Genomic DNA, 21056 nt, shown 5'->3' with positions numbered 1-21056 from the left:
CTCCACCATCACGACCTCCATGGCATCTGGCAAATTCATTACTTTCGAAGGCATCGACGGCGCCGGCAAGTCGACCCACATCGCCTTCGTCGCCGACTTGCTGCGCTCACGCGGCCTGACGGTGGTGACCACGCGTGAACCGGGCGGCACCGAACTGGGCGAGAGCCTGCGCGCGATGGTGCTGCATCAGAAGATGCACCTGGAAACCGAGGCGCTGCTGATGTTCGCCGGTCGTCGTGAACATCTGGCACAGGTTATCGAACCGGCGCTGGCGCGCGGCGACTGGGTGATTTCCGATCGCTTCACCGACGCTACTTTCGCCTACCAGGGCGGCGGTCGCCACCTGTCGCTCGACAAGCTCAATGTCCTCGAGCAATGGGTGCATCCGCACCTGCAGCCGGACCTCACACTGTTGTTCGACGTGCCGCTGGAAGTAGCCCGCGCGCGCCTCGATGCCGAACGCACGCTGGACAAGTTCGAGCAGGAGAAGGCTGATTTCTTCGCCGCCACGCGCGCCGAATACCTGCGCCGCGCGGCGCAATTCCCGCAGCGTTTCCGCGTCATCGATTCGACCCGCGCCATCGCCGATATCCAGCAGGAAATCGCGCAGCTGCTGGACGCGGTCTGATCCGATTGCCCACCACCCATGACTGAACACGCATGAGCAACACCGTTTTCCCCTGGCTTGAAGACAGCTGGCTGCAACTGCAGCAGCTGCGCGCGCGCCTGCCGCACGCGATCCTGTTCTACGGCCCTGAAGGCATAGGCAAGACCGATTTCGTCGAATCGTTTGCGCAATCGCTGCTGTGCGAAGACATGCAACCCGACGGCCACGCCTGCGGCGCCTGCGCCTCCTGCGGCTGGTTCTCGCAATACAACCATCCTGACTACCGTCGCGTGCGTCCGGAAGTTCTCGACGGCGAAGACGGCGGCGATGACGGCGACGGCGAAGAAAAGAAAACCGCCAAGGCCAGCAAGACGCCGTCAAAAGAAATCAAGATCGACCAGATCCGCGCGCTGGCCGACTTCATGAACGTCTCGACGCATCGCTCAGGCATGCGCGTGGTGGTGCTGTATCCGGCCGAAGCGCTGAACACACCCGCCGCCAACTCGTTGCTGAAAACGCTGGAAGAGCCACCGCCGAACACCATGTTCCTGTTGGTCTCGAACCGGCTCGACCGTTTGCTGCCGACCATCCTGTCGCGTTGCCGTAAATTTGCACTGGCCTTGCCATCGCACGACGAGGGCCTGGCCTGGCTCAAACAGCAAAACGTCAAGGACGCCGATGTCTGGCTGTCGGAGCAGGGCGGCGCGCCGCTGGCGGCGTTGAACGCTTCACAGGGCGATGGCCGCGAGGTCATGGACGAATTCCTGCGCTCCTTGTGCCATCCCGGCATCGACGTCGCGCTGAAGACCGCCGAACGCCTGCAGAAAACGCCGGTGGCCGACTTGGTCGGCTGGCAGCAGCGCTGGCTGTACGATCTGTTTGCGCTGAAGTCGGGCGGACCGATTCGCTATTATCCGCGCTACAGCAAGGAGCTCGGCGCATTGAGCGGACGCATCGACACGGTCACCATCGCCACCGCGCTCAAGGCCGCCAACGACCGCCGCGCGATTGCCGACCATCCCTTGTCGGCGCGGCTGTTTATCGAAGAAATGCTGATCGAGTACTCTTCGCTGTTTGCCTGAAACGGGCGGAGGCGTTCCTTGCGAACGCCTCCGCCATCTCCACCATTACCAGTTACATCAGTTGAATCTGTCATGAGCACTGCATACACCCATCGCCTGGCGCGTCCGCAAGACCTCGACGCCATCGTCGCCATCTACAACAGCACCGTCGCATCGCGCCAGGTCACCGCCGATACCGAACCCGTTTCCGTGGCCTCGCGCCAGGCCTGGTTTGACGAGCACACCGCCGACAAGCGCCCGCTATGGGTCGCCGAGCGCGACGGCGAGATCATCGGCTGGTTGTCGTATTCCAATTTCTACGGCCGCCCGGCCTATGCCGGCACCGCGGAATTGTCGGTCTACCTGCATGAAAAGGCGCGCGGGCAAGGCCTCGGCCGCTATTTCCTCGAACAGGCGATTGCCTTCGCACCGTCGATCAAGGTGCATACGCTGCTGGGATTCGTGTTCGGCCACAATGAACCGAGCCTGAAGCTGTTTGAAGCATTCGCCTTCGAGCGCTGGGCCAACATGCCACGCGTGGCGACGCTCGATGGCGTGGAGCGGGATCTGGTGATTCTGGGGAAGCGGGTGGCTTGATTCATCTGCGTTGAGATCGCCGGAAGTTATTTTGATCCGAGAATGAAAAAGGGAAGCCGAGGCTTCCCTTTTTGTTTTGTCGAAACTGCTGCGATCAGAAATCGATCGAGGCCGAGGTGATGAAGGTACGTGGTGCGTTTTGCACCAGATACCCGAGAGCAGAAGATCCGCCCGCCGATTCCCAGTAGCTGCGGTTCGCCAGGTTCTGGATGCCGCCACGAAGGGTTACAGCCTTGCCGCCGATGTCGGTCACGTAGCGTGCACCCACATCCAGGCGGGTCCATGCAGGAATCCCTTGGGTGTTGGCTGAATCGACATATTGTTTGGACGTGTAGATCACGCGACCGCTGACCGCCAGACCTTGTACGCCCGGGATATCCCAGTCGGCACCGACGTTAGCCATAGTTTTTGCAGAGCCGATGGCATTCTTGCCGTCATAGGTGCCATTTTGGGTACGCTTTTGCTTGGCATCCAGCAAGGTCAGACCGGCGAGCAAATGCAAGCCGCGAACTGGTTCACCGAAGGCGCCGATTTCCACGCCTTGGTTTTCCTGTTTGCCGCTGGTGGTGTAGGTCGGGTTGGCGGTAGGACCAACCGTGATGACGTTTGGCTTCTCGATACTGAATAACGCCACAGTCAGACCGATCTTTCCTGCATCATATTTGACGCCAACTTCTTTTTGCTTCGATTTGTACGGTGCCAGCAGGGCGCCAAAGTTGGTGGCGGTTGTATCCGACACCTTCGTGCCCGGTTGCAGACCTTCAATGTAATTGCCGTACAACGACACTTCCTTGGTCAATTTGAAGACAATGCCGGCAACCGGTGTGACGGTACCGTTATTGTAATAATTGTTTTGCAGATGGGTGTTGTAGTCGTAACCGATCGTTTTGAGGCGCTGATAGCGTCCTCCCAGCGTCAGTTGCAGACGCTCGTCCAGGACCGACAGCGTATCAGCCAACGCGATGCTGGACAGTTGCGTCTTGGTCGTGGTTTCCGGGCTGGCGAGACTACCTCCGAAGAAGTTGAGTGCCGGTTGCGCCGAGCTGCTTGGCGAATACAGATTGCCGGTGGTCGCTACGTTCGTCGACATCGCATAGGCATTGCGCGAATCCTGCCAATAGCTGGAGGCGGATGCGCTTACCGAGTGTTTTACGCCGCCGGTGGCAAACTTGCCACGGATACCGACTTCGCCGGTCCAGACATAGTCTTCACGCGAATTGTCGAAGCGGTTGGAGGTAAAGTTGCCATTGGTGGCGTTGACGTTCGGTGTGGCCAGACTGTTGTTCTCCGTGCCCTGGCGCATTCCCAGCGCGAACCACGACGTTACATCTTGCGCCAGATCCCATTCGCCGCGCACGGTGCCGAACAGATCGCGTTCGTTCGAGTAAAACCATTTCTGACCATAGTTCGAGGAAGCGCTTGGCACCGACGGCACATAACCGGCCGGGGCGGTCGCAATGCGCACGCTGGGACGGGTAGAGGTCAGGTTGTACTCCTGCAAACCGAGATCGGCCGACAGGCGGAAGCTGTTGCCTCGGTAATCGACGCCGATGGTCGCCATGTTCAGTTCGCGGTTTTCGTTGTCGATGGCAGTGCCGCCGGCGCGGCGCACGGCATTGAGGCGCAGGCCCAGGCGGTCGTCCGGACCAAAGCGGCGACCAATGTCGGCGGCGACATAAGTCTGGCCACCCGATTCGACGCCTGCGGTAACTTGTGTGGTTGGCTCGGACGACGCACGCTTGGGCAACAGGTTGATCGTGCCGCCAATGGCGTTGCCGCCAGGCGTGGCGCCGTTGAGGAAGGCGCTGGCGCCACGGAACACTTCCACGCGCTCGAGCATTTCAGCCGCTACATATTGGCGCGGCAGCAGGCCGTACAAACCGTTATAGGCCAGATCGTCCGAGTTGGTGATGAAACCCCGGATCATGTATGACTCCTGATAGTTGCCATAGCCGCGTGTAACGCGGATGGTCGGGTCATTCAGGAGTACGTCGCCGACGCCCTTGGCTTGCTGGTCTTTAATCAGTTGTTCGGTATAGGCGATGCTGTTGAACGGCGTATCGAGGAAGTCCTTGTTGCCGAGGAAGCCCACACGGCCGCCGCGCGCCACCTGGCCGCCTGCGTAGGCTGGCGGCAAACCTTCCGAGGATGCATCGGCAGATGCATTGACGGTTACCGAAGGCAGCGCCTGGTCCGGCTTGGCGGCGTCAGTCTGCGTCGGCGCCGTTTGCGCGCCGGCCGGCAGCGAGTAGGTCAGGGGAACGATGAAAGCGAGCGCCAATGCGGCGGCTACAGGGGTGCGACGGTAGTACATGGAGTCCTTTGAATGACGGGTCGGTTTTACTGCCCGAGCTACTGAGCGGTATTGACTTGGGTAAATATGCAGGCTGACAACAATGGAATGAATAATTATAGTTAAGAATCATTATTGTTTACATTCTCATTTTAATTTTAGGCCCGACTGTTGTAATTTTTCATCCAATGGATCGATATTGGTGCGTAAGCTCCGGTTTCCTGTTTGCTTCTCGGAAATCATTTTTCTATTTTGCGGACGCCGTTTTGTTCATTTCCGATCGTATTTTTTAAGGTACCGGCCTGCGCTGTACGGCATGGAGCGGACGCAGAGGGGCATATAATCCCTGCATGCCGATACTTTCCCTTTCCCGCCCGTTGTCGCAGCATCAGTTGCTGCTGCGCTTGTTCTGGATGCGCTGCGTGACGACGCTGGCGCAGGCTTTGCTCGTGGCTTCAGCCATCTACGGCATGGAATTGAGCCTCCCCCTCGCGCCCTTGTGCACCGTGCTTGGGCTGATGCTGGTGTTCAACGGCCTCACATGGCTGCGCATGCGCCTGCCGCAACCTGTGCGCGAGCCGGAACTGTTCTTCCAGCTTTGCATCGATGTCAGCGCCTTGTCGGCCTTGCTGTATTTCACGGGTGGGGCGACCAATCCCTTTGTCTCCTTTTATCTGCCGGCGCTGGCCGTGGCCGCGGCGGTGCTGCCGTCGGCCTACGCTTTCGGCCTGGCGCTGTATTCGCTCGCCTGCTATTCCGCACTGACGTATCTGTACCAGCCGCTGCATATCCATGATCACGACCAGGCCATGGCGTATCACCTGGCCGGAATGTGGGTGAATTTCGTGATGTCGGCAGCGCTGATCACCTGGTTCGTGACGCGCATGTCGGCCACGGTGAGGTCGCGCGACGCCCAATTGGCGCAGGCGCGTGAGCAGCAGTTGCAGGATGAGCGCATCGTTGCGCTCGGCACGCAGGCCGCCAGCGCCGCGCATGAAATGAGCACGCCGCTGGCGACCGTCGCGGTGATCGCGGGCGAGCTGCGCATCGAGGCCGGACGGAACAATGCGCTGACCATGTACCGCGACGATCTGGCCGTGGTGGAAGAGCAGATCGCAGTCTGCAAGACGGCGCTCGATCGTATGGGCATGGATGTGCAGGTGCGGCAAACCGATACGGCTGCGCCGGTCAGCCTGAGCGATTGGTTGCGACATTTCGTCGATAGCTGGCGCCTGCGCCATCCGGCAGTGTCGATTCGCCTGACCTTGCCGCAAGCTGCGCCGGATCTGCTTGATACGGCGCCGGCGCTGATCGGACAGGTTGTGCAGACCCTGCTCGACAATGCCGCCCAGGCGGTCGCTGAAAACGGCAAAGTCGACGTAGTGCTGAGTCTGCAAAAAGACGCAGTTGCAAGTTCGACGATGAATTCAGCTATCATTCGCGTCGCCGACGACGGTCCCGGCATCGCGCCGGAATTGCTGAAACGCCTCGGTTACGAGCCTGTGCGCAGCAGCACCGGCGGCAAGGGGATCGGCCTGATGCTGGCCTTTGCCACGGCGCGCCAAATGGGCGGGAAGCTGACGCTTGCCGCCGCGACCGGAACGGCAGGGCGGGGCGCCTGCGCGACGCTGGCCTTGCCGCTGATCTCTCCCAATCGCCTTCTTCTCAATCAGAAAAAAACATGAGTGCAGCCTTCCTGATCCTCGACGACAACGACGTATTCGCCTCCACGCTGGCGCGTTCACTGTCGCGCCGGGGATTCTCTGCGACCGTCGCGCACAGCGGCGAAGATGCACTGAAGGCTGCCGCTGCAACCGATTTCGATTACGCCACCATCGACCTGCAATTGCAGCAGGATTCGGGTTTGCAATGGATCGCGCCGCTGCGCGAAAAACTGCCGCATGCGCGTCTGCTGGTCTTGACCGGCTATGCCAGCATCGCCACGACCGTGCAGGCGATCAAGGCCGGCGCCGACAACTATCTGGCCAAGCCGGCCAACCTCGATTCCATCCTGTCGGCGCTCGAGCACAGTGCCAACGACGCTTCCACTGACCTCGATAGCACCGACGCCGCCGCGCCACTGTCGGTTGAACGCCTCGAGTGGGAGCACATCCAGCGCGTGCTGGTGGAAAATCAGGGCAATATCTCTTCCACGGCGCGCGCCCTGAACATGCATCGCCGCACGTTGCAGCGCAAGCTGGCGAAACGCCCCGTCGCCAAGTAAGTTCGGTGCGTGCGATAGCGCGCAAGCTGCCGCTATCGCACGCTGCGACAATCTGTCGCATTCCCAAGCCGCACCTGAGCCTCTAGCATGGCCCCCTTTATTCCATGGGGGGAAACCATAGTGAAGAAGTTTTTCAGGCAGGTGCTGTCATTGCCGCGCCGACGCGCGATCGCCGTTGCGGTGCTCGGTTTGTGCAGCGGCGCGAGCTTCGCGGCGAACGACGTGCTTGAGCCTATCGAAGTGCGCGACACGCGCGACGAACCCAACGAAAAACTTCCACTCGACCAGCGCGCCTCCACCGCCAGCCGTCTCGGCCTGAGCGTGCGCGATACCCCGGGCAGCATCAGTATCATCGACCGTGCCGCCATCGAGGCGCGCGGGGCCGGCGACACGCAGCAGATCCTGCGCGGCATTCCCGGCGTGACCGCTTCGGCGCCGCCGGGACAGGCGGGATTCGTTTCCTATCGCGGCTTTTCGGCATCGCAGATCACGCAACTGTTCAACGGCATCACGGTGCAATACGACTCGATCTCGGCGCGGCCCATCGACAGCTGGATCTATGATCGCGTCGAAGCCGTCGGCGGCGCCTCCGGCTTCGTGCATGGCGCCGGGGCGGTGGGCGGGGCGATCAACTACATCACCAAACAGGCCAATCGCGACGGCGACCTGGCCCAGCTGTACGGCAGCTACGGATCGAACAATTCATCCGTCGTAGCGGCAGGGCTCAATCGCAAACTGAGCGCGGGAGACGGGGACGGCGTCATCAACTATTTGCGCATTGATCTCAGCCGCAGTGGCAGCGACGGTTACGTCGACGGCGAGAGGCGTCGCGCGCTGACCGGCGCCTTGTCGCTGCTGACCGACATCACACCGCAGCTTTCACACACGCTCGCCTACGAGTATCAGCAGGAACACGTCGATCGTCCTTACTGGGGTACGCCGCTGCTGAATCCGACCACAGGAACCGGCCGCATCGACCCGGCCACGCGCTTCAAGAACTACAACGCCAATGACGGCGTGTACGAACAAACCGTCGAGTGGTTCCGCTCCATCGTGGACTATCGTTTGTCCGATCAGACTTCGTTCAAGAATACTTTTTATCACTACAACGCCTTGCGCGATTATCGCAACGTCGAGGTCTATCGCTACAACGCCACCAACACGCAAGTGGTGCGTTCATCGGCTTTCCTGCAGCGCCACGCCCAGGAGCTGACCGGCAATCGCTTTGAATGGCAGCATCGCGGCCAGCTCGGCGCGCTCGAGTCGGAATGGGCCGGCGGCGTCGACTACAGCGTCAATCGCATGACGCGTTTCCCGCGCACGGTGGCCGGTCCGATCAGCAGCGTCAATCCGCTCAATTTCAGCACCGAGGCCTTCTTTTCGATTCCCGGTATGACCTCCGACTTTGTGCCGGACCGCAGCAATCGTGTCACCACGATTGCCGCTTTCCTCGAAAACCGCACGCGGCTGTTGCCGTCTTTGGCGCTGGTGACCGGCTTGCGTCATGACCGCATTGAGCTTGAGGTGGAGAATCAGCGCACCGTCAGCGTCACCGATCCGGCCTATTTCAAAAACACCTATCGTCCGACCACCGCGCGTGCCGGGCTGGTGTGGGATATCACGCCGACAGCCAATCTGTTCGTGCAATACAGCACCGCCGCCGATCCGCCGGCCGGCGTGCTGACCACTGCCAACTTCAGCCAGGTCAGGAATTTCGACCTGACCACGGGTGACCAGGTAGAGGCCGGCAGCAAGTTCGACTTCTGGGACGGCCGCGGTAACGCGACAATTTCGGCTTACGCCATCACGCGCAAGAACCTGGCCGTGACCGACTCGACCAATCCCAACGTCACCGTGCCGGTCGGGCAGCAGTCGTCACGCGGCGTCGAGCTGGCGTTCGGCGTGCGTCCCGTCAAGAGTCTGCGCGTACAAGGCAATCTGTCGCTGGTGCGCGCGCAGTACGACAACTTCACCGAAAGCGTCGGCGGCGTCGCAGTCTCACGCGCCGGCAATCGTCCGACCAATACGCCGGCGAAGGTCGCCAATCTTTGGCTGGATTACGCCTTCCTGCCCGACTGGAACGCCGGCGTCGATGCGCGCGCCGTGTCGTCTGTGTACGGTAATACTGCCAACACCGTGAGCGCACCGGGGTATGCGATCTTCGGCGCCAGCATCAGCCGCAAGCTGAACAAGGCGACCATCACCGCGCGCGTCAAGAACCTGACCGACAAGGTTTACGCCGACAACATCACCAGCACGCCGATGTTTTATCTGGGTGCGCCGCGCACGTTTGAAGTCGCCGTGCTGGCGAATTTCTGAGCATGCAGCGCGCCAAACGCTGGCTGTTCCTGATCCATCGCTGGCTGGGCATCGTTGCCTGCCTGTTCATGCTGCTGTGGTTCATCAGCGGCGTGGTGATGATGTACGTCGGCTATCCCAAGCTGACCCAGTCTGAGCGGCTGGCGCGGCTGCCGGATCTTGATGCGGCCCGCTGCTGCATCGCGGTCGGTGAGGCGGCGCGTGCGTTGCCTGCCGACGCGCGACCGTCGTCCATCGTGCTGACCAGCGTGGCGGGACGAGCGCAATATCAGTTTGGCGTCGGCAAGAAAGTTATCGCTGTTGATGCGATCAGCGGTGCAACCGTCGCCGATGTCGGCGTCAAGGATGCGCTAGCGGCGGCGCGTGTTTTCATGCCGGGCGCCACGCCGCAGTACCTGGATCGCGTTGACGAGGACACCTGGACGCACACGCGCGGACTCGACCTGCACCGGCCGTTGCATCGTGTACAGATGGATGATCCGGAGCAGACCTTGCTCTACGTCTCCAGCACCACCGGCGAGGTCGTGCGCAAGGCGACGCACACCGAACGCGTGTGGAATTACGCCGGAGCCTGGCTGCATTGGCTGTACGCGTTTCGCGGCGGTCCGCTCGACGGCGCGTGGAGCCACATCGTCATCTATTTGTCGCTGGCGGGCTTGCTAGCGGCTGTCAGCGGCAGCGTGATCGGCATCTGGCGCTGGCGTTTTCGCGGACGTTTCCGTTCCGGCGCGAAGACACCGTACAGTGAACCGGTGATGCGCTGGCACCACCTGATCGGACTGGCGTTCGCCGGCATCACGTTGACTTGGGTGTTCAGCGGCTTGATGTCGATGAATCCATGGGGACTGTTCAAAGGTGGCGGCGTCGAGCTGAACCGGCGCGCCTATGCCGGCGCCATGCTTGATCCGATGAACTGGCCGCTCGGCAGCGGCGACGCGCTGCGCCTGTTGCCAGCGTCGTGGAAGGCGCGCGAATTGCGCTGGCACATGCTGGACGGCAAGCCTTACCTGATCGCCGTCAACGGCGCCGGCCGCACGCGCATGATCAACGTTGTCGAACGCCGTGTAGACGAAGGCGTACCACCAGAACAAGTCATGCGCGCAGCGGCGAAGCTGGTCGATGCGCCGCTCATCGGCAGCGAACTGCTGCAGCGGGAGGACCCGTATTACTACAGCCGCGAAGCGCACACCATGATGGGCGGCATGCGCCATCCCTTGCCGGTGTTGCGCCTGCGCTATGCCGATACGGCACAGACCTGGGTGCACGTCGATCCGGCCACGGGCGTGGTGCTCGGCAAACTGGACAGCACGCAACGCGTCAAGCGCTGGTTGTTCGCCTTCCTGCACAGCTGGGATTTGCCGGTGTTGCTGTCGAGCCGGCCGTTGTGGGACGTTGCGCTGATTATCCTGAGCCTGGGCGGACTGGCGCTGAGCCTGACCGGCGTGGTGATCGGAGTGCGGCGCCTGCGGCATTGACGTTCGTGCGAGCGGTGCCTGGAAAGGCCGGCAGCGGGGCGATGGCGTAAAATAGCGCCCATCATGTATATCGACTCCCATTGCCATATCAATTTCCCCGAACTCGTCGCGCGCCTGCCGGATATCCTCGGCAAGATGGACGAGAACCGCGTCAGCCATGCCTTGTGCGTATCGGTCAACCTCCCCGAGTTTCCGCAGGTGCTGGCGCTGGCGGAACAATATCCGCATATCTATGCGTCGGTAGGCGTCCATCCCGACTATGAAGACACGCCCGAGCCGAGCGTCGAGCAGTTGGTTGAACTGGCCGACAATCCGCGTATCGTCGCCATCGGCGAAACCGGGCTCGACTATTTCCGCTTGCAGGGCGATCTCGAATGGCAACGTGAGCGTTTCCGCACGCACATCCGCGCCTCGCGCATTACCGGCAAGCCGTTGATCATCCATACGCGTTCCGCCTCGGAAGACACTATCCGCATCATGCGCGAAGAGGGCGCCAATCCGGAAGCCGGCGGCGCCGCCGGCGTCATGCATTGCTTCACCGAATCGCAGGAAGTGGCGGACGCGGCGATCGAACTGGGTTTCTACATTTCCTTCTCCGGCATCGTCACGTTCAAGAGCGCCAAGGCCTTGCAGGAAGTGGCGCGCACGATTCCGCTGGAACGCATGCTGATCGAAACCGACTCGCCTTACCTGGCGCCGGTGCCGCATCGCGGCAAGACCAATGAGCCGGGCCTTGTGCGTCATGTGGCGGAGTTCATCGCCGACTTGCGCGGCATCCCGGTGGACGAAGTGGCGCGCCACACTACCGAGAATTTCTTCACGTTGTTCAAGATGGCCAAATGAGGATCGCCTGCATGCCGAATCGCCGTTTCTTTTCCGCTCCCGTCGCGGCAGTAGTGCTGGCCCTGTGCACATTGCCAATATGGACGCCTGTACATGCCGGTACCTACGAAGACTATTTCATCGCAGTCAAGATGGACGCACCGCGCGAGTTGCAGGATCTGATCAAGCGCGGTCTGGGACCGAACATGGTTGAGCCGCAGCGCGGCTATTCGGCGCTCATGCTGGCTATCCGCGAAGATTCGATGAAGGCCTTCAATGTGCTGTTCAATACGCCCGGCATCGATCTCGAAGCCAAGGCAAAGAACGGCGACACGGCATTGATGGTGGCCGCTTTCTACGGCAAGACAGACGTCGTCAAGCTGTTGCTGGACAAGGAAGTGGAAGTCAATCGTCCCGGCTGGACCGCGCTGCATTACGCCGCCATCAACGGCCGGCCCGAGACCATCAAGCTGCTGTTGGATGCATCGGCTTATATCGACGCGGAATCGCCCGACGACAAGATGACGCCGCTGATGCTGGCTGCAGTACGCGGCCGGACCGCGGCGGTGCGTTTGTTGAAGGAAGAGGGCGCCGACGTCACGTTGAAGAACGCCGACGGCATGACTGCGCTGGATCTGGCGCGTCATTTCGACCAGAAGGAAACCGTGGAAGAGCTGACCGGCAAGCACACGCCGTGGTCGCAGCAAAAACCTGAGTAAGCCTTCCGTGCAGAATCGTTCTGCATAATAAAAAATCCCGGCGACGCTTGCGCGAGCCGGGATTTTTGTTTGCAACGCCTGAATGCCGTATCAGCGACGGATCAGCGGCGAATCAGGATTTGCGGACCGACGTCCTTGATGTCCTTGGTGCCGGTCAGGGCCATGCTGACGTCGAGTTCCTTGTGCAGGATTTGCAGCATCTTCGTCACGCCTTCGCCACCCATGGCGCCCAGGCTGTACAGGAAGGCGCGGCCGATCATGGTGCCCTTGGCGCCGAGAGCGGTGGCCTTGAGGATGTCCTGGCCGCTGCGGATGCCGCCGTCGAACCAGACTTCGATCTGGTCGCCGACTGCTTCGGCAATCGCCGGCAGCGCTTCGATCGACGACATCGCGCCATCCAGCTGGCGACCGCCGTGGTTGCTGACGACCAGCGCATCGGCGCCGGTTTGTGCAGCCAGCTTCGCGTCTTCAACGTCGAGGATGCCCTTGAGGATCAACTTGCCGCCCCATTGTTCCTTGATCCAGGCGACGTCGTCCCAGTTCAGGGTCGGGTCGAACTGGCTGGCGGTCCACTGGCTCAGCGTCTGGATGCCGCTACCGCCGCCGGTGATGTGGCCGGCCAGGTTACCGAAGGTCTTGCGACCGGTCAGCGCGCGCAGCGCCCAACCCGGTTTGCTGGCCAGGTCCATCAGCGTGTCCAGCGTCAGCTTTGGCGGCACCGACATGCCGTTCTTGAGGTCCTTGTGGCGCTGGCCGAGGATCTGCAGGTCGAGCGTGAGAACCAGCGCCGAGCACTTGGCCGCCTTGGCGCGATCGATCATCGACTTGACGAAGCCGCGGTCGCGCATCACGTAGAGCTGGAACCAGAACGGCTTGGTGGTCACGCTGGCGACGTCTTCAATCGAGCAGATGCTCATGGTCGACAGGGTGAAGGGGATGCCGAATTTTTCTGCGGCAATCGCGCCCAGCATTTCGCCGTTGGCCCATTGCATGCCGGTCAGGCCGGTCGGGGCGATCGCCACAGGCATGGCCACGTCGTGGCCGATCATGGTGGTGCGAGTGGAGCGTTGGTCGACGTTGATCGCCACGCGCTGGCGCAGCTTCAGCGCAGCCAGGTCGTCGGTGTTGGCGCGATAGGTGCTCTCGGTGTACGAGCCGCTGTCCGCATAGTCGTAAAACGCCTTGGGAACCCGTTTCTTTGCGAGCACGCGCAAGTCTTCAACACAGGTGATCACGGGCATGTTTCTTCTCCAAAATAGGTTAAATCTATGAAATTTGACCGTATCGTAGATCAATCCAGCGCGTCATGGGGTGAATCCCTTTGACAGAAACATGAAAAGTTTCGCTGAATAAAATTCGTGCAGGCGTGGAGAGGTCAGACGAACAGCGCGGCTGCGGCAACCCCGCTGCGTACGGCGGCTTCCAGCGTTGCCGGATAGTCGCCCGCAACGTAGTCGCCGGCCAGCGCCAGGCCGGCGGGCATGCCGGTATTGTCCGGCCGCAGCAGGCCGGGTGTGCAGGAAAAGGTCGCGCGTTTTTCCGAGATGACTTTGGTCCAGAGCGGCGTCTGCAGTTGTGGATCGCCCAGTTGTTTCGCCAGTTGAGCGGCGATGCCGGCGGCCAGAGCAGAATGCCCTTCGGCAATGGCGTCGCCGGCGGCGCTGACCACGACCGCCAGCAAGCCGGCATCGGCAGCAACGCCGTTGAGCTGGCCGCGATCGAACACGAATTGCCCCCAGGCTGCAAGGTCGGCATCGTCAGTCAATGCAAAGAAGGGTTGTTCCAGCCTGACCGCCGTCGGGTATTGCAGATAGCAGGTGGTGATCGGCTCGTAGGCGAACGCGCGCAGCGTAGCCGTATCGTATAAACCCTCGAGCAGATCGGCGGCGCCTTCCGGCGCGGTGGCGATGACCACGCCGTCGAATGATTGTGGGTCGGCGCCTTGTTTGAACGCGACATTCCATCGGTCTTCTGCTGCGGAGACAGAGACAGAAGCAACAGCCTGCCCGCAGGTGACGCTGCCGCCGTGGCTTTCCACGAAAGCGGCTGCTTGCTGCGGAAACAGCGCCGTCAGATCGGTGCGCGGAATCAGCATGTCGGAGGCGGCGCGGCGTGCGCCGAGGCTGTCGCGCAGCACGTTCAGGAATACCTGCGCCGAGGCGCGTTGCGGCGGCGTGTTGAGCGCGGCGATGCACAGCGGTGTCCACATCAGGCGATTCAGACGGTCGGTCTGATCGAAGCGTTCCAGCAGTTCAGTGACGGAGCAATCATCATGCAACTGCCAGCCCATCCAGCGCGCCGTGGTCGAGAAGCGCGCCAGCGCCAGCTTGTCCTCGCGCGTCAGCCCGGTGGCGCGAAACAAGGCGACCAGCATGTGCCATGGCGCCGGCAGGCGCGGCGCGACGAAATCCATACCGTCGGCGCCGGCCGGATAGCGCATTTGCAGCGGCAGGCGCAACATCGCGCGCTCGGCGTCGATGCCGACGGTTTTCATGAGGGAGAGGGTGGAGCGATAGGCGCCGAGGAGGATGTGCTGGCCGTTGTCGAGCGTGCGGCCGTCGATGTCTACGCGGCGTGCGCGGCCGCCGAGGGTGCGGCCGGCTTCGAACAGGCTGACGCGTTTGCCTCTCTTGGCGAGGGTGACGGCAGCGGCGCATCCGGCCCAGCCGCCGCCGATGACGGCGATGTGATCACTGCTTTTCTTGTCAGGGAATGTTCCCATTCTTGATCCGGTCCGGTAATTCGCGCTGCTGTACTTCTTCCCATGCCGTGACCTGGCCGGCGGAAGACACGTACAGCCGCAGATAAGTGTCGAGTGACAACTGCTTGGTCGCCGTGAAAGTCAGCGTTTTTTGCGCGCCGCTTTCGCCGACGGCCGGCAATCTGTATTCATAGTGTTGCCTGACATAGGCGCCGGGCAGGATCTTCTTGCCGGGATCGACTACGTAGACATAGAACTCGTCCTTGCCGACGCGCTTGAGAAGCTCGTTGAAGCCGGGGCTCATCACCACGCAGATGGCAAAGGCAACGCCGGCGAGCAGCGATAGTACGTAAATGCGTTTCATGCTTCGGCCCGTCAATTTCGGAAAGTGAATTGACGTCCCGACCGCGCTAAAGTTCAGCCGCGAATATAGGTTTTCCAGGCCAGCCAGAGCTTGCGTATCGGCGTGAGTGAAATGCGCTGATTCAGCACGTGAAAGCCGTCGCGCTCGATTTCAGTAAGCAGCGTGCGGTAAATGGCGGACATCATCAGGCCGGGACGTTGTGCACGACGGTCTTCTTTTGGCAGCAATGCGAACGCTTCATCGTAGACACGCTGAGCACGCTCTACCTGGAATCGCATCAGCTTCTCGAAATTTTCGCTGTGACGCGCATTCAGGATGTCGGCGGCGGTGACGTTGAATTGCTGCAATTCATTGACCGGCAAATAAATCCGACCCTTGCGACCGTCTTCGCCGACGTCACGGATGATGTTGGTGAGCTGGAACGCCAGGCCGAGTTTTTCGGCAAACAGCAGCGTGCCGCCCTGAGTCACGCCGAAGATGCTGGCCGACAGGATGCCGACCACGCCGGCGACGTGCCAGCAATAACGCTGCAAGCCGGGATAATCGAGATAGCGGGTCTGATCCAGGTCCATTTCCATGCCGTCGATGATGGCCTGCAGATGCTCGCCCTTGAGTCCATAGGTCGCCACGTGCGGTTGCAGCGCCAGTGTTACCGGATGGCTGGGATTGCCGTTGAGCATGGAGGCAATTTCCTTGCGCCACCACATCAGCTTGGTGCGGGCGATGCCGGCATCCTCGATTTCATCCACGGTGTCGTCGACTTCGCGGCAGAACGCGTACAGCGCGGTGATGGCGCGGCGGCGTTCCGGCGGCAGGAACAGGAAGCTGTAGTAGAAGCTGGAGCCGCTTTGGGCAGCTTTTTGCTGGCAATATTCGTCTGGAGACATGAAGTGGAATGAGGTAAAAAAGCAGGCGCCGTGAAGCCGCCGTCATGCAAGAAGCCGCTATGCTAGCCGACTAGGGGGCCGAGGGCAATCTGCTTCGCGTTCCGGCACGGCGGCGCGCCTCTGCAATTACAGTGAAAGCTGGTTGCAGCAGCAGACGTTGTACATTAAGCTGAGGGCAACAAGACATGACTGATGACCGGCGGCAAGCTCCGCAAGGACTGCAGGAATTTGTGCCGGTGCTGTTGATAAAAACACAAAACGACAGCCGCATTGCGCGACTGGGGTGAGCAATCAAGGCGAGGAGACCATTTCTTCATGAACAGACTGGAAGCTTTCAGAAGCATTGCAGTGCAGGCCGGACGGGGCGAGCTGGTGTTCCCGACCAACGTCAATGCATCGATCAAACTGCAGCAGGCCCTCAACGATCCGAATTGCCATCTTGAGGCGGCATCAAAACTGGTGATGGCCGAGCCGCTGCTGTCGGCGCGTACCGTGGCGATCGCCAATTCGGCTGCCTACAACCGTTCCGGCGGTGAAATCAACAATGTCCGAACGGCCGTCATGCGGCTGGGGTTCAAGACCCTCAATGCCATCACGACGGCAGTCATCGTGCGCCAGCTTGGCCGCAACATTTCGGATCCCGAGATGCGCGTCAAGGCGGCGCAGTTGTGGGAGCACACCGCCAACGTCGCCGCATTGTCGCAAGTCATTGCACTGAAGATGACGCGCCTCGATCCCGAAACGGCAATGTTCGCCGGCATCGTGCACGAAGTCGGGGGCTTCTATTTGCTCTCGCGCACCGATGAATTCCCCGGCCTGCTCGACGGCAACGCCGAAGATTGGGCGGAATACGGCGAAAAGATGATCGGCCGCGCCGTGCTCAAGAAGTTGGGTATCCCCGAAGCCGTGGTGGCTGCGGTCGAATCGCTGTGGCACGGCATCCGCGTGCTGCCGCCGGAAACGCTGGGCGATGTGCTGCTGTTGGCCAAGGAGTTGTCGCCGGTGCCGTCGCCGTTCCAGAAGAGCGCGCTGGAAGCCGGTCGCCAGTCCGACACCATCGTCGACGAATTCATGGGCGACGATGCACTGCGCGACGTGCTGGAAGATTCCGCTGATGAAATCCGCTCGCTGACTTCGGCCCTGCTGATCTGACGCGACATTCGGCAATAAAAAAGGCAGCCCTTGAAACGGCTGCCTTTTTTTATTGCCGGAAGAGTCCGGGCCTCAGGCGCTGCGCAACAGCCGCATCTTGAAATTGCGCCCCTTGATGTTGCCCGCACCGAGCTTGTCGCAGGCCTTGTCGGCGATGCGGTGGTCGAGCGCGACATAGGTCGAGAATTCAAATACATTGATCTTGCCGACCTGTTCCTTGGTCAGGCCGACGTCGCCGGTGAGCGCACCGAGCAGGTCGCCCGGACGCAGCTTGTCTTTCTTGCCGCCCTGAATGCAGAGCGTGCGCATCGGCGCGCGCAAGACCTTGTCTTCGTTGGTGTCGAGTGCGTCGAGATCAAACCATTGCACTGACGCATGCTGATATTCCTCGATCAGCTTGACCCAGCGTTTTTCGTTCGGGGTGCACAAGTTCAGCGCCAGCCCGCGCTCCTGACCGCGGCCGGTGCGGCCGATGCGGTGGATATGCACTTCGGTGTCGCGCGTGACGTCGACGTTGATGACCGCGCCCAGATTGGCGATGTCGAGGCCGCGGGCGGCGACGTCGGTCGCCACCAGCACCGAGCAGCTCTGGTTGGAGAACTGCACCAGGATTTCGTCACGTTCACGCTGTTCCAGGTCGCCATACAGGGCGAGGGCGCTGAAACCCTGAGCGCGCAATTCCTCGGCCAATTCGCGGCAATGGATCTTGGTGTTGCAGAAGGCCAGCGTCGACACCGGCTGATAGTGCTGCAGCAGGCGCGCCACGGCGAAGTTGCGCTGTTCCGCCGAGACTTCGAAGAAGCGTTGCTCTATCTTGTCGCCATCGTGGCGGGCCTCGACCTTGATTTCCTCCGGGTCGCGCAGGAAGCGCGCGCTGGCCTTGCGGATGTCATCTGGGTACGTGGCCGAGAACAGCAGCGTCTGGCGGCGTGCCGGACAGGCGCTGACGATGCCTTCGATGTCTTCGTAGAAGCCCATGTCGACCATGCGATCGGCTTCGTCCAGCACCAGCGTCTGCACCGTGGCCAGATTGATGGTGCCGCGGCCGATGTGATCGCGGATGCGTCCGGGGGTGCCGACCACGATGTGGGTGCCGTGTTCAAGCGAGGCGATTTGCGGACGCATCGCGGTGCCGCCGCACAACGTCAGGATCTTGATGTTTTCCGTGAAGCGCGCCAGGCGGCGCAATTCGTTGGACACCTGATCGGCCAATTCGCGCGTGGGGCAAATCACCAGCCCCTGGATCGCGAAATAGCTGGGATTGAGCTTGTGCAGCATGCCGATGCCGAACGCCGCCGTCTTGCCGCTGCCGGTCTTGGCCTGGGCGATCAGGTCGCGTCCTTCGAGCGCTGCCGGCAGGCTCGCGGCCTGGATCGTGGTCATCTCGTGATAGCCAAGTTGCTCCAGATTGGCAAGCATTGCCGGCGCTAACGGCAGGCTGGAAAAGGAGGATGAGGTCATGATCGGGGCATTCGAATGGGGATGAGTCAGTCTAACAGAGGCGGCGTCAGCATTCGGCCCAGGGCGGGGCGTAAAAGCGATCGCGCAAAACAAAAAGCCTTTGACGTCTAAACGCCAAGGGCTTTGATATGCCTGCTGATTCATTTTTTGGAAACTGGTTGCGGGGGCAGGATTTGAACCTACGACCTTCGGGTTATGAGCCCGACGAGCTGCCAGACTGCTCCACCCCGCGTCTGAGGGACCGAATTCTACAGAGCATCGATTTGAATAGCAAGGAATGATTTCCGTGGACGTATAAATAAGCGCTGAACATGGGCGCAGATGGACGCAGGCGCGCGCCGCGCATACACTGCGCGCTTCATGAACGATCAGATGGACGAAGGCGAGGGCAAGCAATGAGCAAGATGACTTATGAAGAATACCTGGACGAAGTGACGACGCTGATCACTGAGCTGTATGACGTCACCGATCCTGATGCGATCAAACTGGTGGTGCAGGCACAGGCCGCCGAGTTCTTCGTCGCGCACGACGATAACGACAATTTGCGGACCGAAGAGCGTGCGCTGCAGGACGCACACACGATCTACAAACAGAGCCGGAAGAAGCGTTGAAGCAAGCGCTTTAACAATAAGTTTCAAATGCTTGCGAACCATCCTGAGTTTTCACCTTCTACTACTACGTGCCCCTCGCAAAGCCAGTCTGGAAGCGGTGTCCGGCGATGTCTGACAGACATTGTGAACATTTCGGAGATTCGCTGTCAGTCATTGTGATGCGACGGATTCATTTAACCAAGTAAAGGAGATTCACTCATGAAAACACGTCAGCTCATTATTGCAGCGGCAATGCTTGCCGTTACCGGTGGCGCCATGGCGCAACAAGCCAGCACCACGGAAGCAACATCTCCCGGCGTGACCGTTCCTGCATCGGCAGCCAACGGTGTCTCCAATGATCCGTATGTGCAAAAGCGTCAATCCGACGCCGACGCCAAGGCGGAATACAAGACACAAAAGAAGGCAATCAAGCAGCAAGCCAAGGCTGACAAGAAGGCTGCCAAGGCTGACCTGAAGGCGGAGAAGAAGGAAGCCACCGCCGAGCGTAATGCCCAGCTGGCTCAACCGCAGCCGAAGACCGACAAGACTCCGTAATTGTGCTTCAGCGTTTTCTGCTGATTGACGAATGCCGCGACGCATGACCTGCGTTGTCGGCAATAAAAAAGCCTCTTCGATGAAGAGGCTTTTTTTCGTCCACATGACAGCATGCCGGATCACATCGCCAACGCGCGCCACAGCACCAGCATCCAATCGCGCTTGCCCAGCTTTGGCCGGCGCGTGAAGACATCGCCATCAGCTTGTTCCAGGCGCTCGAGGATGAGCAAGCCGCCTTGCACCACCATCCGCAACTCCCAGCCGATGCGTCCCGGCAAGCGGCGCGCCAGCGGTGCGCCTGACAACATCATGGCGCGCGCGCGGTCGATCTCGAACTGCAGCAGCGCCTGCCAAGACGCGCCGGCATTGGCTGAAGCGATGTCTTGCTCACTCACGCCAAAACGTCCGAGGTCTTCCAGCGGCAGGTAAATGCGCTGCTTTTGCCAGTCAATGGCCACGTCCTGCCAGAAATTGATCAGTTGCAGCGCCGAGCAGATGGCGTCGGAGTTGCGCAGGTTTTCCGGCGTGGCGGCGTCATACAGATGCAGCATCAGCGTGCCGACCGGATTGGCGGAGCGGCGGCAGTAATCCAGCAATGCATCGAAACCCTGATAACGCGTCGTCACCACGTCCTGCTTGAACGCGGACAGCAGGTCGCGAAACGGCGTCAACGGCAAGCGGTATGCACGGATGACGTCGGCCAGCGTCGCAAACATCGGATCCGCCGACGGTCGGCTCGCGTCTATGTCGTCCAGCGCATCCTCATACGCAATCAATGCCGCCAGGCGTTGCTCCGGCGTGGCGTCGCCTTCGTCGGCGATGTCATCGGCGCTGCGTGCGAAGGCGTAGATTGCCTTGACGGCAGGACGCAGGCGTGCAGGAAGCAACACGGAGGCAACGGGGAAGTTCTCGTAGTGATCAACGGCCATGCCAGTGAAATATCCAATAAAAACGATGAAAACCCGATATATATCCAAACGGCAGGCCCGCGATTATAATTACTAACCGCAAAGTCAGTAAGTTGCTCGCATCACCATCCGCTGTCTCAAGTCCGTAAAAAAGCCGTCCACTCCTGCCGCAGCGGCGTCACTATAGGCGCCGCGCCGTCCGGTGCGCGTCGGCCTGTGTAATTTCTGCCCGAATAGTAAAGGAAAAACGTGATTGCTCCGACTTCCGTGCCCACTCCTGTGCGAGTGTTGACCCGACCGGCATCGGGCCGTCGTCGATTG

General features: G+C 60.8%; 19 protein-coding genes and 1 tRNA gene. 12 read left to right on the top strand and 8 right to left on the bottom strand.

Features of this window, described 5'->3' with window-relative positions; all coding sequences use genetic code 11:
- The first annotated feature begins 19 nt into the window (after positions 1-19).
- The 3 genes from tmk to E4P32_RS07360 all read left to right on the top strand — a co-directional run bounded on the left by tmk (position 20) and on the right by E4P32_RS07360 (position 2265).
- Complete coding sequence (tmk, locus tag E4P32_RS07370) at positions 20-628, top strand: dTMP kinase (protein ID WP_116432577.1); 609 nt, start codon at positions 20-22, stop codon at positions 626-628.
- A 32-nt stretch (positions 629-660) separates the two neighbouring features.
- Positions 661-1689 (top strand): DNA polymerase III subunit delta', encoded by a 1029-nt coding sequence (locus E4P32_RS07365; RefSeq protein WP_116432578.1) that lies wholly within the window; start codon positions 661-663, stop codon positions 1687-1689.
- A 72-nt stretch (positions 1690-1761) separates the two neighbouring features.
- Positions 1762-2265, top strand: a complete 504-nt coding sequence (locus E4P32_RS07360; RefSeq protein WP_116432579.1) for a GNAT family N-acetyltransferase — start codon at positions 1762-1764, stop codon at positions 2263-2265.
- Positions 2266-2359: 94 nt separating this feature from the next.
- On the opposite strand, the gene E4P32_RS07355 is transcribed toward E4P32_RS07360, so the two are convergent.
- Positions 2360-4579 (bottom strand): TonB-dependent siderophore receptor, encoded by a 2220-nt coding sequence (locus E4P32_RS07355; protein WP_116432580.1) that lies wholly within the window; start codon positions 4577-4579, stop codon positions 2360-2362.
- A 329-nt stretch (positions 4580-4908) separates the two neighbouring features.
- Here E4P32_RS07355 and E4P32_RS07350 point away from each other — a divergent pair, with 329 nt between their 5' ends.
- The 6 genes from E4P32_RS07350 (at position 4909) to E4P32_RS07325 (ending at position 12117) form a co-directional block, all read left to right on the top strand.
- A complete protein-coding gene (locus E4P32_RS07350) occupies positions 4909-6243 on the top strand; it encodes an ATP-binding protein (protein ID WP_167735674.1) in 1335 nt (444 codons plus the stop codon).
- A complete protein-coding gene (locus E4P32_RS07345) occupies positions 6240-6782 on the top strand; it encodes a response regulator transcription factor (protein ID WP_116432582.1) in 543 nt (180 codons plus the stop codon). The genes E4P32_RS07350 and E4P32_RS07345 overlap by 4 nt, the downstream gene beginning before the upstream one ends.
- 120 nt (positions 6783-6902) lie before the next feature.
- A complete protein-coding gene (locus E4P32_RS07340) occupies positions 6903-9101 on the top strand; it encodes a TonB-dependent receptor (RefSeq protein ID WP_233526528.1) in 2199 nt (732 codons plus the stop codon).
- A 2-nt stretch (positions 9102-9103) separates the two neighbouring features.
- Positions 9104-10576, top strand: a complete 1473-nt coding sequence (locus tag E4P32_RS07335; protein WP_116432584.1) for a PepSY domain-containing protein — start codon at positions 9104-9106, stop codon at positions 10574-10576.
- A gap of 63 nt (positions 10577-10639) precedes the next feature.
- Complete coding sequence (locus E4P32_RS07330; protein WP_116432585.1) at positions 10640-11419, top strand: TatD family hydrolase; 780 nt, start codon at positions 10640-10642, stop codon at positions 11417-11419.
- A gap of 11 nt (positions 11420-11430) precedes the next feature.
- A complete protein-coding gene (locus tag E4P32_RS07325; RefSeq protein WP_116433844.1) occupies positions 11431-12117 on the top strand; it encodes an ankyrin repeat domain-containing protein in 687 nt (228 codons plus the stop codon).
- A 101-nt stretch (positions 12118-12218) separates the two neighbouring features.
- Here E4P32_RS07325 and E4P32_RS07320 read toward each other — a convergent pair whose 3' ends face one another.
- The 4 genes from E4P32_RS07320 to hpnD form a co-directional block, all read right to left on the bottom strand.
- Entirely contained in the window at positions 12219-13358 is a 1140-nt protein-coding gene (locus E4P32_RS07320; RefSeq protein WP_116432586.1) for an alpha-hydroxy acid oxidase, read from the bottom strand.
- A gap of 134 nt (positions 13359-13492) precedes the next feature.
- The gene (gene hpnE / locus E4P32_RS07315) at positions 13493-14839 is read right to left on the bottom strand and encodes a hydroxysqualene dehydroxylase HpnE (RefSeq protein ID WP_116432587.1); all 1347 of its coding nucleotides are present in this window, start codon (positions 14837-14839) and stop codon (positions 13493-13495) included.
- Positions 14823-15182, bottom strand: coding sequence for a YxeA family protein (locus tag E4P32_RS07310; RefSeq protein ID WP_116432588.1), 360 nt, complete (start codon positions 15180-15182; stop codon positions 14823-14825). The genes hpnE and E4P32_RS07310 overlap by 17 nt, the downstream gene beginning before the upstream one ends.
- Before the next feature lie 53 nt (positions 15183-15235).
- Complete coding sequence (gene hpnD / locus E4P32_RS07305; RefSeq protein WP_116432589.1) at positions 15236-16069, bottom strand: presqualene diphosphate synthase HpnD; 834 nt, start codon at positions 16067-16069, stop codon at positions 15236-15238.
- A 315-nt stretch (positions 16070-16384) separates the two neighbouring features.
- Between hpnD and E4P32_RS07300 the strand changes: the two genes are divergently transcribed.
- Positions 16385-17221, top strand: a complete 837-nt coding sequence (locus E4P32_RS07300; RefSeq protein WP_116432590.1) for an HDOD domain-containing protein — start codon at positions 16385-16387, stop codon at positions 17219-17221.
- A gap of 72 nt (positions 17222-17293) precedes the next feature.
- Here E4P32_RS07300 and dbpA read toward each other — a convergent pair whose 3' ends face one another.
- Together dbpA and E4P32_RS07290 are read right to left on the bottom strand one after the other, a co-directional pair.
- Entirely contained in the window at positions 17294-18682 is a 1389-nt protein-coding gene (gene dbpA, locus E4P32_RS07295; protein WP_158559693.1) for an ATP-dependent RNA helicase DbpA, read from the bottom strand.
- 155 nt (positions 18683-18837) lie between these two features.
- Positions 18838-18914: transfer RNA gene (locus E4P32_RS07290), tRNA-Met, on the bottom strand.
- A 172-nt stretch (positions 18915-19086) separates the two neighbouring features.
- Here E4P32_RS07290 and E4P32_RS07285 point away from each other — a divergent pair.
- Both E4P32_RS07285 and E4P32_RS07280 read left to right on the top strand, forming a co-directional pair.
- Positions 19087-19293, top strand: a complete 207-nt coding sequence (locus E4P32_RS07285) for a hypothetical protein (RefSeq protein WP_167735675.1) — start codon at positions 19087-19089, stop codon at positions 19291-19293.
- A 198-nt stretch (positions 19294-19491) separates the two neighbouring features.
- Positions 19492-19827, top strand: coding sequence for a hypothetical protein (locus tag E4P32_RS07280; protein WP_116432593.1), 336 nt, complete (start codon positions 19492-19494; stop codon positions 19825-19827).
- A 119-nt stretch (positions 19828-19946) separates the two neighbouring features.
- On the opposite strand, the gene hpnC is transcribed toward E4P32_RS07280, so the two are convergent.
- Positions 19947-20756 (bottom strand): squalene synthase HpnC, encoded by an 810-nt coding sequence (gene hpnC / locus E4P32_RS07275; protein WP_116432594.1) that lies wholly within the window; start codon positions 20754-20756, stop codon positions 19947-19949.
- Positions 20757-21056 lie beyond the last annotated feature (300 nt).

The sequence above is a fragment of the Herbaspirillum sp. 3R11 genome (assembly GCF_004563925.1).
Classification (GTDB): Bacteria; Pseudomonadota; Gammaproteobacteria; order Burkholderiales; family Burkholderiaceae_D; genus Herbaspirillum.
The sequence above is the reverse complement of the archived record's forward strand: the minus strand, read 5'-3'. Positions and strand labels throughout refer to the sequence as shown.